We start from the raw sequence: 17,284 nt of genomic DNA, 5'->3' as shown, positions 1-17,284 counted from the left end.
CATCGATGATCGATCTGGCGCCCGTACGTATATGATGAGCGCGAACCAGAAGCCTCGCCTCGTAAAACAAGGGGAAAGCGCCTATGCCGCTGATACCGCCGCGCAGGTCGATTGCGAGCATCGCCGCCACCGGCGCTTTGGTAACCGCTTTGGTAACCGCGTTAGTAACCGCGTTAGTAACCGTGTTCGCGCTCGGCGGCTGCGCCGAGGAGCCGGCGCCGCCTGTGCCATTCAAGCCCGTGCCGGCCGAGCGCATTCTGAAGCCGGGCTACACCGAGCCCGGCGAGGGCCTCGTGGCCGTGGACGTGCGCCGCGAGCGCACCCGCAACGTCATCGTCAAATTCCGCGATGCGCCCGTCTACATCGACGGCGAGCGCGTCACCGACCTGATGGACGGCGAGCACGTCACGCTCTACCTGAAACCGGGCGTGCACCGCATTGCCGTGACGACGCAGTTCGATCCCGTGATCGAGCTGCGCTTCCTCGTGGACCCGCGGTACACCAACCGCGCGAGCGTCACATTCGACAAGAATGACCGCATCGGCATCCGCCGCGTCGCGCAGTAGGCCGGGCGCCTCCCGCCAGTTCGCCACCGCCGCCGCACCGCGGGCACGGGCAGTGCTGTCACGCGGCAGTTCGGCGCGCGAAACGGGCGCTAGCCACAGACGAGCCGCTCGGGAACCTCGTCCAGACGCCGCCGGTCAACGGAACGCCTTACACTTGGCAACCGGTGCAACTCGAAGCGGCGCGGGCGCGACCCGCCGCGCGGAAGAAAAGAAACATGCTAATCAACTGCGTCGCGTATCAAGGCGGCAAAAAACTGGCCGACGTCTCCGTCGAGGCCATCAGCGACTATCTGGCGAAGCCCGAGTGTTTCGTGTGGGTCGCGCTCAAGGACCCCGACGCGGGCGAAATGGCGGCGATGAAGGAGGAGTTCGGCCTCCATGCGCTCGCCATCGAAGACGTGATGAACGGCAACCAGCGGCCAAAGATCGAGGAATACGGCGACACGCTCTTTTGCGTGCTCCACACGCTCGAGCTCGACGACGACGGCGAAGTCATCACCGGCCAGGTGAACGTATTCGCCGGCCCCAATTTCGTGCTCTCGGTGCGCCACCGCGCGCAGCAGGGCTTCACCGATGTGCGCGCGCGCTGCGAGCGCGAGCCCGACCTGCTGCGCGAAGGCTCGGGCTTCGTGCTCTACGCGCTCATGGACAGCGTGGTCGACCGCTACGCGCCGGTGCTCGAAAGGCTCGCTGCCGAAATCGAGGAACTGGAGGACCGTATCTTCGAGAAGCACGATCTCGCGGGCTCGCGGGCGATCATCGAAGATCTCTATTCGCTCAAGCGCCGCCTCGTGATCCTCGCGCATCACGTCACGCCGCTCGTCGATGCCGTCGGCAAGCTCGTGGGCGGCCGCATCCCGCAAATCTGCGCGGGCATGCAAGCGTATTACCGCGACGTGTACGACCACCTCGTGCGCGTGTCGAACATGATCGACGCGCGCCGCGAAATGATCGTCACGGCCATCCAGGTGAACCTCGGCATGATCTCGCTCGCGGAAAACGAAGTCACGAAGCGGCTCGGCTCGTTCGCCGCGCTGTTCGCGGTGCCGACAATGATTGCGGGTATCTATGGGATGAACTTCGAGCATATTCCCGAGCTACATTTCAGGTTCGGCTACCAGATCTGTCTCGGCGCCATGCTCGTGCTCGACATCTTCCTGTTTTTCCTGTTTCGCCGCATTAACTGGCTCTAAGGTCGGGCGGGTGAGCTTCGGGTTGCTGCGCTGCCGCATCGATACCCGGGGCGGGTGCCTCAGTTTGGCACCCGAGTGGCGCCTGAGTTGACATCGTTCAGCGCCTGCGCCGAGAATGGGCCGGCAGAAAACGTTTGCGCATAACCAGAAAGCAGGGCCCAGCCGGGCCCGACAAACCGGAGACTCCCTGAAATGAACTCCCGCATTCGCCGCCGCATCCTCCTCGCCGCCAGCGCGCTCGCCACCACCGCCGTGACAGGCGCCTTGCCGCTCGCCGCGCGCGCGCAGGCGCCTCACAAGCCGAAGGTCGCGCTCGTCATGAAGTCGCTCGCCAACGAGTTCTTCCTCACCATGGAGACCGGCGCGAAGGAGTACCAGAAGCACAACGCCTCCGAGTTCGATCTCATCACCAACGGCATCAAGAACGAGACCGACACCGCCGCGCAAATCCAGATCGTCGAGCAGATGATCGTCTCGAAGGTCGACGCCATCGTGCTTGCGCCCGCCGACTCCAAGGCGCTCGTGCCCGTCGTGAAGAAGGCCGTGGACGCGGGCATCATCGTCGTGAACATCGACAACAAGCTCGACGCCGACGTGCTCAAGTCCAAGGACCTGAACGTGCCGTTCGTCGGGCCGGACAACCGCAAGGGCGCGCGCCTCGTGGGCGACTACCTCGCCAAGCGCCTGAAGTCGGGCGACCAGGTGGGCATCGTCGAAGGCGTTTCCACGACGACCAACGCGCAGCAGCGCACCGCGGGCTTCAAGGACGCGATGGACGCCGTGGGCGCGAAGATCGTCTCGACGCAGTCGGGCGAGTGGGAGATCGACAAGGGCAACGCCGTGGCCTCCGCCATGCTCAACGAATACCCTGACATCAAGGCGCTGCTGTGCGGCAACGACAACATGGCCATCGGCGCCGTGTCGGCCGTGCGCGCGGCGGGCAAGCAGGGCAAGGTGTACGTGGTCGGCTACGACAACATCGACGCCATCAAGCCGATGCTCAAGGACGGCCGCGTGCTCGCCACCGCCGACCAGTACGCGGCCAAGCAGGCCGTGTTCGGCATCGACACCGCCTTGAAGGCGCTCAAGGAGCACAAGAAGCAGTCGGATCTGTCGGGCATCGTCGAAACGCCCGTGGTGCTCGTCACGAAGTAGGCTGCGCGACGCCTGCCGTGGCCGGCGAGGGCGCCGATGTGCGCCGCCACGGCGGTATTTGTTCACCGAACTCAATAAACGCTCAAGAATCTCGCCGGGCGGCCGTTATTTGTACCGGGATGGCCGCATGGGCGGCCGTCTTCCGCCGGGTCGCGAATCGCTGCCCGGCGCGCCGTCCGATGACGCTCTACCGGAGCGCCACGGCGGCGCGGACCCGCAGTATCCGGGCGGCGCTCCCTACCGGTTGAACCCGGCGGCGCGGCTCGCGACTACAGGATCGTGATGGATGCAAATGTCCCCGACGTAGCGTCACCTGCGCCCGCCGTGCTTTCGGTCACGGGCGTCGGGAAGACCTACGAGCAGCCGGTGCTCGCCGACGTCAGCCTCGCGCTGCACGCCGGCGAAGTGCTTGCGCTCACGGGGGAAAACGGCGCGGGCAAGAGCACGCTCTCGAAGATCGTGAGCGGACTGACGGCGCCGAGTGCGGGCAGCATGACGCTGATGGGCCGGCCCTACGCCCCGGCGAGCCGCCGCGAAGCCGAGGCGCTCGGCGTGCGCATGGTCATGCAGGAGCTGAACCTGCTGCCCACGCTCACCGTCGCGGAGAATCTTTTTCTGGACCGCCTGCCGCAGTCGGGGCCGCTGCGGTTCGGCTGGATCGACCGCAAGCGGCTGCGTGACGATGCGCGGGCCGCGATGGCGCAGGTCGGGCTCGAGGCGATCGATCCCGACACGCCGGTGGGGGAGCTTGGCATCGGGCATCAGCAGCTCGTGGAGATCGCGCGCAACCTGATCGGCAGCGCCGATGGTGCCAGTGGTGCCGATGGTGCTCATCGCAGCGACATGCGCGTGCTGATCCTCGACGAGCCCACGGCCATGCTCACGGCTCGCGAAGTCGAGCTGCTGTTCGAGCAGATCGCACGGCTGAAGGCGCGCGGCGTGGCGCTGGTCTACATCTCGCACCGGCTCGAAGAACTCGAGCGCATTGCACAGCGCGTCGCGGTACTGCGCGACGGCAAGCTCGTGCGCGTGGACGCCATGGCGAACCTCACGCCGGAGCGCATCGTCGCGCTGATGGTGGGCCGCGAGCTTGGCGAGCGCATCGATCTGGGGCAGCGGCGCATCGGTGCGCCGCTTTTGAAGGTTGAAGGGCTCACGCGTGCGAAGGCTGTGCGCGACGTATCGTTCGAGGTGCGCGCAGGCGAGATTTTCGGCGTTTCGGGGTTGATCGGCGCTGGCAGGACGGAGCTGATGCGGCTCATCTACGGCGCTGACCGCATGGAGCGCGGCACGGTGGCGCTGGCGCCCACGCCGGGCGCGACGCCCGCTCCGGTGCAGATCGCTTCGCCCGCCGACGCGGTACGGCTTGGCATCGCGCTCATCACCGAGGACCGCAAGGGCGAAGGGCTGCTGTTGCCGCAGCCGCTCGCCGCGAACGTGACGCTTGGCAACGTGGGCGCCGTGTCGCGCTACGGCGTCGTGGACGCGGCGCGCGAGAACACGCTCGCGCGCACACAGATCGACGCGCTACGCATCCGCACGTCCGGGCCGGCACAGCCGGTGGGCGAGCTTTCGGGCGGCAACCAGCAGAAGGTCGTGATCGGCCGCTGGCTCGCGCGCGACATCACGCAGTCGATGCGCGTCGTGCTGTTCGACGAGCCTACGCGCGGGATCGACGTCGGTGCGAAGTTCGACATCTACGCGCTGATGGGCGCGCTCGCGCGCGAAGGCCGCGCGCTCGTGGTGGTGTCGAGCGACCTGCGCGAGCTGATGCTGATCTGCGACCGCATCGGCGTGATGTCGGCGGGGAAGATGACGGCGATCTACGGCCGCGATGAATGGAGTCAGGACAAGTTGCTGGCCGCCGCCTTCGCGGGACTGCGCGCCGAGGATGCGCTCGTTGCCGACGCGGCGGATCTGCCCGACATGGGTGATGTGCCGCCACACGCAGGAACGCGCAAGCTGCAGGAACGAAACGACGACCCACGAGGGAGCGCTTCATGACGAACGACCCGTTGCGCGGGCAACCGTCGCCTCAGCGCGACGAAAACGTCGGGGGAACCCGTTCGGCCAAAATCGCGCCGGCCGCCGCGCCTGAGTCGGCGCCGCATGCGGTGCAGGCGAGCGGCAAGCCCGCGGGTACGCGCTTTGGCTTTTCGAACTACCTGGGCCTCGCGCTCGCGCTGATCGCGATGGTCGTATTGTTCTCGCTGTTGAGTTCGCACTTCCTCACGTACGATACGTTCAGCACGATCGCGAACCAGATTCCCGATCTCGTGGTGATGGCCGTGGGCATGACCTTCGTGCTGATCATCGCGGGCATCGATCTTTCGGTGGGCTCGGTGCTCGCGCTCGGCGCTTCGGTGGTGAGCGTGGCGTCGCTCAAGTGGGGTTGGGGCGCGCTGCCGGCGGCGCTGCTCGGGCTGGTCGCCGCGGCGGCTACGGGCACGCTCACCGGCGCGGTGACGGTGGGCTGGCGCATCCCGTCGTTCATCGTCTCGCTCGGCGTGCTCGAGGCGGCGCGCGGGCTGGCGTATCAGATGACGAATTCGCGCACGGCGTATATCGGCGACGCGTTCGACTTTCTCTCGAACCCGATCGCATTCGGCATTTCGCCGGCGTTCCTGATCGCGGTGGCGGTGATGGTGATCGCGCAACTGACGCTGACGCGCACGGTGTTCGGACGCTATCTGATTGGTATCGGTACCAACGAGGAAGCGGTGCGCCTCGCGGGTGTCGATCCGCGGCCGTACAAGGTGATCGTGTTCGCGTTGATGGGCGCGCTTTCGGGCCTCGCGGCGCTCTTTCAGATCTCGCGCCTCGAAGCCGCCGATCCGAACGCGGGTGTCGGGCTGGAGCTGCAGGTGATCGCGGCGGTGGTGATCGGCGGGACGAGTCTGATGGGCGGGCGCGGCTCGGTCATAAGCACGTTCTTCGGCGTGCTGATCATCTCGGTGCTGGCCGCGGGGCTCGCGCAGATCGGCGCGAACGAGCCCACCAAGCGCATCATCACCGGCGCGGTGATCGTGGTGGCGGTCGTGCTCGACACGTACCGCAGCAGGCGAAGTCGTAGAAGCAGGACATAACAAATTTTTCGAGGGCGCGGTCCGCAACGCAGCGCGGGCCGTCGGGAATGACCGGGCAAGCGTCGCCAGACCATACCAACAACGGGCGCGCAGAGAGCCGGCAGCAACAGGCAGCGAAAAAGCAGGAGCAACATAAAGATGGCGACGATCAAGGATGTGGCCGCCGTGGCGGGGGTATCTTTCACGACGGTGTCGCATGTGGTGAACAATTCGCGTCCGGTGTCGGCGGACGTGCGGGCCAAGGTCGAGCGCGCGATCCGCGACCTGAACTACGTGCCGTCGGCGGTGGCTCGCTCGCTCAAGGCGCGCGCCACGGCGACCGTGGGGCTGCTCGTGCCGAACGGCACGAACCCATACTTCGCCGAGCTAGCGCGCGGCGTTGAGGACGCCTGCGCGCGCAAGGGCTACTGCGTGTTCTTCTGCAACTCCGACGACGACCCGGACAAGCAGCGCAGCTATCTGCGCGTGCTGCAGGAAAAGCGCATCGACGGCCTCATCGTCGCCTCGGCCGGTGACGACGCCGTGCTCGCTTCGACGCTCGCCGACACCCGCGAGCCAATCGTCGTCATCGACCGCAACATCGAGGGGCTCGACGCCGATCTCGTGCAGATCGACCACGAGCGCGGCGCCTGGATCGCCACGCGCCATCTGCTCGAACTCGGGCACTCGCGCATCGGCTGCATCACCGGGCCGGTCACGACTGCGGTAAGCGCGATGCGCATGCACGGCTTCTTGCGCGCCATGTCGGAGCGCGGCGTGGAGATCGCGCCCGGTGCGATCGTCGAAGCTGACTTTTCCGGTGCGGGCGGCTACCGCGCGGCGGCACAACTGTTCGACAGCGTGCGGCCGACCGCGATCTTCGCCGGCAACGACATGATGGGCATCGGCGCCCTGCGCGCGGCCGCCGAGCGCGGGTTGCGCGTGCCGGGCGACTGTTCGATCATCGGCTTCGACGATATCGAGCTTGGCAACTTCACGTGGCCCGCGCTTTCGACCGTCGGACAGCCGGCGCGCGCGCTCGGCGACATGGCGGCGCTCACGCTGATCGAGCGCATTGCGAGCACGCGCGAGGAAGGCGCGACGGCGCGCCGCCGCGTGATGCCGCCCACGCTCTTCGCCCGCGAATCGACGGGGCCCTGGGTCGGCGCAGAGGAATACGCGCCGCTCGCGGCCTGAGGCAGGGCAGCCGCACCCAAGGCGCGCAAGCCGCCATCAAGGAGGCATCGTGACGACTGACGCAGCAAAGCCGGCCGGCGCGCGCGCTCGCGTGGCCGTGGTCGGCAGCCTGAACATGGATCTCGTCGCGCGTGCGCCGCGTCTGCCGGCTCCCGGCGAGACGCTCGCGGGCAGTGCGTTTGCGCAGGTCGCGGGCGGCAAGGGCGGCAATCAGGCGGTGGCCGCGGCGCGCCTCGGCGCCCAGGTGGCCATGGTCGGGCGCGTAGGCGCCGACAGCAACGGCGAAGTCCTGCGCGCGGGCCTGGCGGCGGAGGGGATCGACTGCGGCGCGCTCGAAACGTCGCCTGGTGCGCCAACCGGCGTGGCGCTGATCACGGTCGACGACGCGAGCCAGAACGCCATCGTCATCGTGGCGGGCAGCAACGGCGAAGTCACGCCAGAGACGATCGCGCGACACGAGGCCGTGCTCGCGCAGGCCGACGTCGTGGTCTGCCAGCTCGAAACGCCCCCGGACGCCGTGGCGGCCGCGCTCGCCGCCGCACGTCGGCTCGGCAAGATCACCATCCTCAATCCAGCGCCCGCTACGGGGCCGCTGCCCGCGCAGTGGCTTGCGCTCATCGACTACCTCGTGCCGAACGAACTGGAGGCCACGGCGCTCACCGGCTTGCCCGCGAGCACCCCCGAAGCCGCCGCGCGCGCGGCGTCGGCGCTGCACGAGGCGGGCGCGCGCAACGTGCTGGTGACGCTCGGGGCGCAGGGCGTATGCGCGCTGCTAGAAGGCGCGGCGCCAGTTCATCTGCCCGCGCCGCGCGTAGATGCCGTCGATACGACGGCGGCCGGCGACACCTTCATCGGTGCATTGGCCGCGCGCCTCGCCGCAGGCGAAGCTGCGCTCGAAGCCGTTGCGTTCGCATTGCGCGCGGCGTCGGTTTCCGTCACGCGCGCGGGCGCACAACCCTCCATTCCGACGCTCGCCGAACTCGCCGGCTGAGCGAGTTTGCGCGTCTGGCAGACCTGGCCGGACCTAGCGCCGGCTATTCGCGCTGCGCATGAATGGTTTTCACTAATACTTCATACGATATACAGATTTCAAGACCATGAAATCCCGTGCCGTAAACGCTTGTTAGAGGAGCAACTCTATGTCGGGCGCTGGGCCCGATCACACTACAAGCATTGGGGGAGTCATGGGCAAGGGCATCAGTATCAAGGCGCGCATTGGCATCACAATGGGTTTTCTGGCGACGTTGATCGTCGTGATCAGCGCGGTCGGATTGCTCGGTCTCACGCGTTCGAACGACGCGTATCGCGAGACCTTCACCGACCAGATGCCCAGTTCGCATGCGGTCAACCTGGCTGAGATCTATGCGGCGCGCGAGCGGCTCGCACTCGACCGGGCCGCCTTCGAACTGGGTACGCCGGACGCCGCCGCGACGATCGAGCGGGCGCGTATGCTGCGCGGCATGTCGGACGACTACTGGAAGAAGTACATGGCCTTGCCGCGCGTCGGCGAGGAAGCGCGCCTCGCTCAGGACGTCGCCGCCCGGCGCGAAGCCCTGCACCAGATTGCGGACCAGTTCTCGACCACGGTCCAGTCGGGTGACCAGGCGAAAGTCACGGCGGGCGCCAAAGCGCTCAAGGAAGCCTACGACGGGCTCTCGAAGGCCGACGCCGTGCTCGACAAGTTCCAGATGACGCAGGCGCAACTGGGTTTCGACGACGCCCAGGCCGCGTTCTCGCAACTGCGCATTGCGTGCATTGCCGCGCTGCTGGTGGGCATCGGCGCTGCCGCTTATTCATTCTTCTCGCTGCGCCGCGCCATTGCCGAGCCGCTCGGCGAAGCGCTCGGCGCCTTCCATGCGATCGCCGCGGGCGACCTGCGCCGGCCCGTGGTCGTGCGCCGCAACGACGAAATGGGCGAACTGCTCGGCGGCGTCGCGCAGATGCAGCGCAGCCTCACCGAAACGGTGCGCTCGGTGCGCTCGGGCACCGAATCGATCGCCACGGCCACGCGCGAGATTGCCGCGGGCAATCTCGACCTGTCGTCGCGCACCGAAGAGCAGGCCTCGGCGCTCCAGGAGACGGCCTCGAGCATGGAACAGCTCACCGGCACCGTGAAACAGAACGCCGACAACGCCCGCCAGGCCAGCGCGCTCGCCGCCAACGCCTCGGAAATCGCCAACAAGGGCAGTTCGGTCGTCAATCAGGTGGTCGGCACGATGGGCGACATCAACGACAGCTCCGCGAAGATCGCCGACATCATCACGATCATCGAAGGCATCGCGTTCCAGACCAACATCCTGGCGCTCAACGCGGCCGTCGAAGCGGCGCGCGCGGGCGAGGAGGGCCGCGGTTTCGCCGTGGTGGCGGGCGAAGTGCGCAGCCTTGCACAGCGCTCGTCGGCGGCGGCCAAGGAGATCAAGGGGCTCATCGACACTTCGGTCGAGCGCGTGCAGGCGGGGTCGGCGCTCGTTGACGAAGCAGGGCGCACGATGACCGAGATCATCGCCGCAGTGCAGCGCGTAACCGACATCATGGGCGAGATTGCGGCAGCTTCCCAGGAGCAGTCGGGCGGCATCGACCAGGTCGCGCGCGCGGTCACGCAGATGGACGAGGTGACCCAGCAGAACGCGGCGCTCGTCGAGGAGGCGGCGGCCGCGGCGCAGTCGCTCGAGGACCAGGCGGGACGCCTGCGCGAAGCCGTAGCGGTGTTCAGCCTCGACGAAGCGGCGCTCGGCGCGGCCCCGGCGCAGACGGCGCGGGCAGCTGCCCGGTCACCTTCTGCGGCCCGTTCTGTTGCGCGCCCGGCACCGGCCGCCGCAGCGTCTGCCGCCGCGCCAAAGCGCTCGCCGCGTGGCGCCCCCGCCGCCGCCCAGCCGACCGCGCGGCCGGCTGCCGCCGCGAGCGCACCCGTGAACGCGCAGGCAGCGGGCGCGGGCGCGAACGGCGATTGGGAGACCTTCTGAAGCCATTTTTGTCAGGGGCGGACCGTCCCTGTGCCTGAGAGCCAGCCGCTGCGCCGCAGCGGCTTTTTTTTCGCCTTTGGCCCCGATGTGCGGCTCCGCCATGCGCCATGCGCGCGCCGTTACGGTACATTGTCAGCCGTGTCATCTGCGCGGCCCGGTCGGCGCGCTACACTGCGGCGCCCAGCGGTGCCCGCGAGTGGCATGGCGTCGCGCTGGACGGCTCAGCCCGCGCACACGCTCACGCGCGGACCGCACGGGGTGGCGCCGCAGGGCAAGGGAGGGCGCATCGCGCCACGCAGCACGGATTGCGCCGGCATCGAGCGCCGGCGCCGCATGACAGCACAAACAAGGAACCCGACATGACGCATGACGATCTCGCGCAACGCCTCGTGAATGCGCGCCGGCATCATCATCTGATCGAAACCCTGGAACCCGAGCGCGTGCCGCCGGACGCGGCCACGGCCTACGCGATCCAGCAGGCGGTGCTCGCCGGGCTCGAAACGACCACGGGCGGCTGGAAGGTCGGCGCGCGCGCGCCGGGCGGCCCCGCTTCCGGCGCCCCGATCCCGGCGCCGCTCGTGCACGCCTCGCCGGCGCGCTTCGAGCGCCGCCACTTCTTCCGCGTGCTCGTGGAACTGGAGATCGCGTTTCGTTTTTCGGAACCGATCGTCCCGCGCGCCGAAGCCTATGCGCGCGACGAAGTGCTTGCGCGTGTGGGGCAGATTCTCCCGGCCATCGAGATCGTCGATAGCCGCTTCGCGCAGTGGCCCAACGTCGCGCCGCTCGCCCAGCTCGCCGATGCGCAGAACAATGGCGCACTCGTGACCGGGCACGCGCTGCCGTATGCCGCACTTGCCCGCGCGCTCGATTTCGTCGCTCCCGAGCTCGAACTGACATTCGACGGCGCCTCGCTCGTGCCGGAGGCGCCAGGCAACCCTGCCGGCGATCCGCGCGAATTGCTCGTCTGGTTCGTCAATCATTGCGCTGCGATGGGCATCACGATCGAGCCCGAATGGACGATTACGACCGGTACCTATGTTGGTGCGCACCGCATCGACAAGCCCGGCCTTCTGCACGGCCACATCGACGGGTTAGGGGAAGTCGAAGTCGAATTTGTCTAGGTCGCGCAGGTGCGCACGCTGTAACAATCGTACCTGTCATATTGGCTCTAATGAACAGCCGCCGCGCGCATTGCGCGGCGGCTTTATTTTTTTGTGCGCATTGCGCGCCTCATGGGTGTAAACCTGGCAACCTGTCACGCGCGTCACCATCATTGTGCGCGCGCGTCGTTCGAACGCAGCGGGGAAAACCACTACTGTCAACAGGGCTTGTCAACGCCGGCTCGCATACGCGCAAGAATGCGCGGCAGGTCACCGACGCTGGCGAAATCGACGCGTAAAACGGGAAAAAAATCGCATTGACGCGTGCTCACAACAATGGCGCGGCAGCGCGCAATACGAGCGCGCCATGTGGGCACGCGAACAAATCGTAACGAGTGGCTGTGCACCGGCGCTTCGCTGGTGCGTTTGATGAAGAGGCGCTGCGTATGCCGTAACGCCGGACCGGCCGGGAAACAAGGCGAAAACCGGTCGAATGTCAGGTAAGAGGACGGGTTGCTGCGACCGCTCAGCGCGAGAGATTTGGGCGACACGCGGGCACAGCATGTGAGATGGAGCGTGACCCCGGTCTGAAATTTGCACCAATGGGGAAGATCATTGTAAGTCGTTGTCTGGCGCCCTCCAAGCGCTCAAAAATGCTTAGCTTTCGAGGGCACATCCGGCGCGATTTAACGGTGCGAAAAATTTCAAAAGGGTTTAGGATGAATTTGAGCGATGTCGTTTCCGAATAGCGCGCCGCGCACGACATCGGTCGCAGATCTCGGCGAGGAGGTAGCATGGATATCTACAGCAGCTTCGCGACCCGCTTCGAAAAAACGCGAGAGGAGGAGTTCTCGCTCGAGGAGTATCTCGCGCTCTGCAAGGAAGATCCCAATGCGTACGCCACGGCTGGCGAACGCATGCTGACGGCAATCGGCGAACCCGAACAGATCGACACCCGCAACGATCCGCGCCTGTCGCGCATCTTTGCGAACAAGGTCATCAAGGTGTATCCCGCATTCCGCGAGTTCTATGGCATGGAAGACGTGATCGAGCAGGTCGTCGCGTACTTCCGCCATGCGGCGCAAGGACTCGAAGAGAAGAAGCAGATTCTCTATCTGCTCGGCCCGGTTGGGGGGGGCAAGTCCTCCATCGCCGAGCGTCTGAAGCAGCTCATGGAGCGCGTGCCGTTCTATTCGATCAAGGGCTCGCCCGTGAACGAATCTCCGCTAGGGCTTTTCGACTACGACGAAGACGGTCCAATACTCGAAGAGCAATACGGCATACCACGCCGTTACCTGAGGAGCATTCTGAGCCCATGGGCGGTCAAGCGCCTGCACGAATATAACGGCGACATCCGCAAGTTCCGCGTGGTGCGCCGCTTCCCCTCCATCCTGCGGCAAATCGGCATCGCGAAGACCGAGCCTGGCGACGAGAACAATCAGGACATCTCGTCACTCGTCGGCAAGGTGGACATTCGCAAGCTCGAGCAATATGCACAGGATGACGCAGACGCGTACAGCTACTCCGGCGGCCTGTGTCTTGCGAATCAGGGCTTGCTCGAATTCGTCGAAATGTTCAAGGCGCCGATCAAGGTGCTGCACCCGCTGCTCACGGCCACCCAGGAAGGCAACTTCAAGGGCACCGAAGGATTCGGCGCGATCCCGTTCAACGGCATCATCCTCGCGCACTCGAACGAGTCGGAGTGGAAGGCGTTCCGCAACAACCGCAACAACGAGGCACTGCTCGATCGTATCTTCGTGGTGAAGGTGCCGTACTGCCTGCGCTACTCGGAAGAGATGAAGATCTACGAGAAGCTGCTGCGCAATTCGTCGCTGGCCGAGGCCGTGTGCGCGCCGGGCACGCTGAAGATGATGGCGCAGATGTCGGTGCTCACGCGCTTGCAGGAGCCGGAGAATTCCAGCCTCTTCTCGAAGATGCAGGTGTACGACGGCGAAAATCTCAAGGACACCGATCCAAAAGCGAAGTCGTATCAGGAGTACCGCGATTTTGCGGGTGTCGACGAAGGCATGAACGGGGTCTCCACGCGCTTCGCGTTCAAGATCCTCTCGCGCGTGTTCAACTTCGACTCAACCGAAGTGGCTGCGAATCCGGTGCATCTCATGTACGTGCTCGAACAGCAGATCGAGCGCGAGCAGTTCCCGCCGGAAACCGAGCAGAAGTACCTGTCGTTCGTGAAGGACGTGCTGGCCTCGCGTTACGCGGAGTTCATCGGCAAGGAGATTCAGACCGCTTACCTCGAGTCGTATTCCGAGTACGGGCAGAACATCTTCGACCGCTATGTCACGTACGCCGACTTCTGGATTCAGGATCAGGAGTTCCGCGACCACGACACGGGCGAGAGCTTCGACCGTGCGGCATTGAACGCCGAGCTCGAGAAGATCGAGAAGCCCGCGGGTATCAGCAATCCGAAGGATTTCCGCAACGAGATCGTGAACTTCGTGCTGCGTGCGCGTGCGGCCAATGCCGGCAAGAACCCGGCGTGGATCAGCTACGAGAAGCTGCGCGTGGTGATCGAAAAGAAAATGTTCTCGAACACGGAAGAACTTTTGCCGGTCATCTCCTTCAATGCGAAAGGATCGGCGGAAGAGCAGCGCAAGCACGAGGACTTCGTCAACCGCATGGTGGCGAAGGGCTATACGCCGAAGCAGGTCCGGTTGCTCTGCGACTGGTATCTGCGGGTGCGCAAGTCGTCGTGATCGAAGAGGCTTTACCGTCCGAGCGCGCCGCCGCGGTTTTGCGGCGGCGCAAAAGGACTACCGGCGGGGCGCAGGCGGCGTGGCCATGAGCGGGTGAACGCGGCACGCACGATGGCAGACGCGGCAATGAACACTGCGCACCTCGCCCATTCGAAACTGGAGCGGGAGACTAGATGTGCTTCATCAAATCATCGACCGCAGGCTGGCCGGAAAGAACAAGAGTATTGCCAATCGCGAGCGCTTTTTGCGCCGTGTGAAGAACTATATTCGTCACGCCGTTTCGGAAGCGGTGCGTGACCGCAGCATCAAGGACATACAGAGTAACCAGAGCATCACCATTCCGCGCAAGGACATTGCGGAGCCGTCGTTCCGGCACGGCCCGGGCGGCAAGCGTGAAATGGTTCACCCAGGCAACGAGGACTACATTCGCGGCGACCGCATTCCGCGCCCACAGGGCGGCGGAGGCGGTGGCGGCAGCCAGGCGAGCAACGAGGGCGAAGGTCAGGACGACTTCGTGTTCGAACTCTCGCGCGAAGAATTCATGCAGTACTTCTTCGACGACCTCGAACTGCCGCGCCTCGTCAAAACCCATCTCATGGCCGTGCCTACGTGGAAGAGCATCCGCGCGGGGTGGGCCGCCGAGGGCACGCCGAACAACATCGACGTCGTCCGTTCGCTGCGCAGTGCGCTCGGCCGGCGCATTGCGCTCGGCGCGCCGCTCGTGAACGAACTGCACGACCTCGAAGAACAGCTCGAAGCGCTCAAGGCCGACCCGGCCGACCGGCGCGAAGAGATCGCGTTGCTCGAAGAGCAGATTCATCACCTGCGCGGGCGCATCTGGCGCATTCCGTTCATCGACCCGTTCGATCTGCGTTACGTGAATCGCGTGAAGCAGCCGCAACCGTCGAGCCAGGCTGTGATGTTCTGCCTGATGGACGTGTCAGGCTCGATGGACGAGCAGCGCAAGGACCTGTCCAAGCGCTTCTTCATCCTCCTGTACCTGTTCCTCAAGCGCAATTACGAAAAGATCGAGGTGGTCTTCATTCGTCACCACACGCGCGCCGAGGAAGTGGACGAGGACACCTTCTTTCATTCCACCGAAAGCGGCGGCACGGTTGTGTCGAGCGCGCTGGAGCTGATGAAAAAAGTGATCGAGGACCGTTATTCGCCCAGCGACTGGAATATCTATGGCGCACAGGCTTCGGACGGCGACAATTGGACTGACGATTCACCCAAATGCCGCAAGATTCTTGCGGATGACATACTGCCTCAGGTGCGCTATTTTGCGTATATTCAGGTGACGCCCGAGGAGCAGAACCTCTGGCTTGAATACGCGCAGCTCGCACTCACCGAACCGCATCTGGCGATGAAGAAAGTCGACACCGCGGCGGACATCTACCCGGTGTTCCGGGAGCTTTTCGAAAAGCAGGTGGAGCACTCATGACGACACGCCACCTGCACAATGAGGCGCGCGGCTACCAGCCGGAGCGCCGGAAGACGAGCGGCCACGAAAAAGGGCATCATGGCGAACAAGGTGACGAGCACAAGCCCGATTACCGCGAAGACGCCGAAGCGCCCGGAACTGCCGCCGGGGCTGCTCGCCACAAGGAGCATGGGCTCGCCCAGCAAAGGGAAGTGCAAATGAACGTAGCCGACAAACGGCCGTTGCCGTGCCCCTCCGACTGGACCTTCGAACTTATCGAGGAGTACGACACACATATCTCTCATGTTGCAGAGCAATATGAACTGGACGTCTATCCCATCCAGCTCGAATTGATCAGCGCCGAGCAGATGATGGACGCCTATGCGTCCGTCGGCATGCCGGTGAACTATCGCCACTGGTCGTTCGGCAAGCACTTTCTCTCCACCGAAAAGAGTTATCGCCGCGGCCAGATGGGTCTCGCGTACGAGATCGTCATCAACTCCAATCCCTGCATTGCGTATCTCATGGAAGAAAACACCATGACGATGCAGGCGCTCGTGATCGCGCACGCCGCGTATGGGCACAACTCGTTCTTCAAGGGCAACTATCTGTTCCGGTTATGGACAGATGCGCACGCCATCATCGACTACCTCGTCTACGCGAAGAATTACATCGCCGAGTGCGAGGAGCGTTTTGGTCTGGACCGCGTGGAAGAGTTGCTCGACTCGTGCCACGCGCTGATGAACTACGGCGTAGATCGCTATAAACGGCCGCAGAAGCTTTCTCTCGAACGCGAGGCAGCACTGCGTCGGGAACGCGAGGCTTATCTGCAGTCCCAGGTCAATGAGCTGTGGCGCACGTTGCCCAAGCAGCAAATGCCCGTTGCCGAGGAATTCGACGAACGCTTTCCGCCGGAGCCGCAGGAAAACCTGCTGTACTTCGCCGAAAAGAACGCGCCGCTGCTCGAGCCGTGGGAGCGGGAAGTCATCCGCATCGTGCGCAAGATCGGGCAGTACTTCTACCCGCAGCGGCAAACCCAGGTCATGAACGAAGGCTGGGCCACGTTCTGGCATTACACGCTGCTCAACACGCTCTATACGCAGGGTAAGCTCGAAGACGGCTTCATGATGGAGTTCCTCCATTCGCACAGCAACGTGATCTATCAGCCGCCCGTGACGAAGCCGTATTACAGCGGCATCAACCCATATGCGCTCGGATTTTCGATGATGAGCGACATTCGCCGCATCTGCGAGAACCCCACGGAGGAGGACCGCAAGTGGTTTCCGGAACTGGCCGGCAGTCCGTGGCTCAAGGCGCTGCACTATGCCATGCGCAACTTCAAGGACGAGAGTTTCGTGGCGCAGTATCTGTCGCCGCATCTGATCCGTGAAATGCGGCTCTTCTCGGTGCTCGACGACGACATGCGCGACGCGCTCGAAGTCTCGGCCATCCACGACGACAGTGGCTATCAGTACGTGCGCCAGGCGCTTTCGCGTCAGTACGACATGCATCACCGCGAGCCGAATATCCAGGTGTGGTCGGTCAACACGCGCGGCGATCGCAGCCTCACGCTGCGTCACTTCATGAGCGATAACCGCCATCTTTCGGGCGACACCGACGAAGTGCTGCGCCACATGGCGCGCCTCTGGCAGTTCGACGTGTTCCTCGAAAGCGTGGACGAAAACGGCACGGTCCGAAAACGCTATGAATGCCGCTATATGCCGCCGCCGATTCGGGTATAGCCATCTCGCTGCGTTACGCGATTGAGCGTATAAGTCATGAGGCCAGCCTGCGGGCTGGCCTCTTTCATTGATGCGCGTGCAACGACGTTGCAATCGAACACGTCCCGGAACGTCCACGCGCGCTAACATACTGCGCCAGTGAACCCGCAGCAAAAAAACACCG

General features: G+C 64.8%; 12 protein-coding genes. All 12 read left to right on the top strand.

The genetic code is table 11. The features are described 5' to 3' along the window. The first annotated feature begins 83 nt into the window (after nt 1–83). The 12 genes from U5A52_RS11425 to U5A52_RS11370 all read left to right on the top strand — a co-directional run bounded on the left by U5A52_RS11425 (nt 84) and on the right by U5A52_RS11370 (nt 17,121). A complete protein-coding gene (locus U5A52_RS11425; protein ID WP_321934819.1) occupies nt 84–566 on the top strand; it encodes a hypothetical protein in 483 nt (160 codons plus the stop codon). Nucleotides 567–781: 215 nt separating this feature from the next. After that, nucleotides 782–1,759 carry a magnesium/cobalt transporter CorA gene (gene corA / locus U5A52_RS11420; protein ID WP_321908622.1) on the top strand — a complete coding sequence of 326 codons (978 nt, stop codon included), beginning with the start codon at nt 782–784 and terminating at the stop codon, nt 1,757–1,759. A gap of 192 nt (nt 1,760–1,951) precedes the next feature. Continuing rightward, nucleotides 1,952–2,914, top strand: coding sequence for a sugar ABC transporter substrate-binding protein (locus U5A52_RS11415; protein ID WP_321908620.1), 963 nt, complete (start codon nt 1,952–1,954; stop codon nt 2,912–2,914). 282 nt (nt 2,915–3,196) lie between these two features. After that, nucleotides 3,197–4,918 (top strand): sugar ABC transporter ATP-binding protein, encoded by a 1,722-nt coding sequence (locus tag U5A52_RS11410; protein WP_321934818.1) that lies wholly within the window; start codon nt 3,197–3,199, stop codon nt 4,916–4,918. Beyond that, nucleotides 4,915–6,000, top strand: a complete 1,086-nt coding sequence (locus tag U5A52_RS11405; RefSeq protein ID WP_321934817.1) for an ABC transporter permease — start codon at nt 4,915–4,917, stop codon at nt 5,998–6,000. The genes U5A52_RS11410 and U5A52_RS11405 overlap by 4 nt, the downstream gene beginning before the upstream one ends. A 138-nt stretch (nt 6,001–6,138) precedes the next feature. After that, complete coding sequence (locus U5A52_RS11400; RefSeq protein ID WP_321908617.1) at nt 6,139–7,176, top strand: LacI family DNA-binding transcriptional regulator; 1,038 nt, start codon at nt 6,139–6,141, stop codon at nt 7,174–7,176. 49 nt (nt 7,177–7,225) lie between these two features. Next, complete coding sequence (gene rbsK / locus U5A52_RS11395; protein ID WP_321934816.1) at nt 7,226–8,167, top strand: ribokinase; 942 nt, start codon at nt 7,226–7,228, stop codon at nt 8,165–8,167. A gap of 193 nt (nt 8,168–8,360) precedes the next feature. Continuing rightward, nucleotides 8,361–10,139: a methyl-accepting chemotaxis protein gene (locus U5A52_RS11390; RefSeq protein ID WP_321934815.1), complete on the top strand. Its 1,779-nt coding sequence runs from the start codon at nt 8,361–8,363 to the stop codon at nt 10,137–10,139. A 359-nt stretch (nt 10,140–10,498) separates the two neighbouring features. Continuing rightward, the gene (locus tag U5A52_RS11385; RefSeq protein ID WP_321908614.1) at nt 10,499–11,260 is read left to right on the top strand and encodes a hydratase; all 762 of its coding nucleotides are present in this window, start codon (nt 10,499–10,501) and stop codon (nt 11,258–11,260) included. Between the two features lie 773 nt (nt 11,261–12,033). Beyond that, nucleotides 12,034–13,956 (top strand): PrkA family serine protein kinase, encoded by a 1,923-nt coding sequence (locus U5A52_RS11380; RefSeq protein ID WP_069265701.1) that lies wholly within the window; start codon nt 12,034–12,036, stop codon nt 13,954–13,956. A 175-nt stretch (nt 13,957–14,131) separates the two neighbouring features. Further along, complete coding sequence (locus U5A52_RS11375; protein ID WP_321908613.1) at nt 14,132–15,400, top strand: YeaH/YhbH family protein; 1,269 nt, start codon at nt 14,132–14,134, stop codon at nt 15,398–15,400. After that, a complete protein-coding gene (locus U5A52_RS11370; RefSeq protein ID WP_321934814.1) occupies nt 15,397–17,121 on the top strand; it encodes a SpoVR family protein in 1,725 nt (574 codons plus the stop codon). Before U5A52_RS11375 ends, U5A52_RS11370 begins: the two co-directional genes overlap by 4 nt. Nucleotides 17,122–17,284: the final 163 nt, after the last annotated feature.

Origin of the sequence: Paraburkholderia sp. J8-2, assembly GCF_905220195.1 — a bacterium.
Lineage (GTDB): Bacteria > Pseudomonadota > Gammaproteobacteria > Burkholderiales > Burkholderiaceae > Paraburkholderia.
This window is presented reverse-complemented; position numbering and strand designations above follow the sequence as displayed.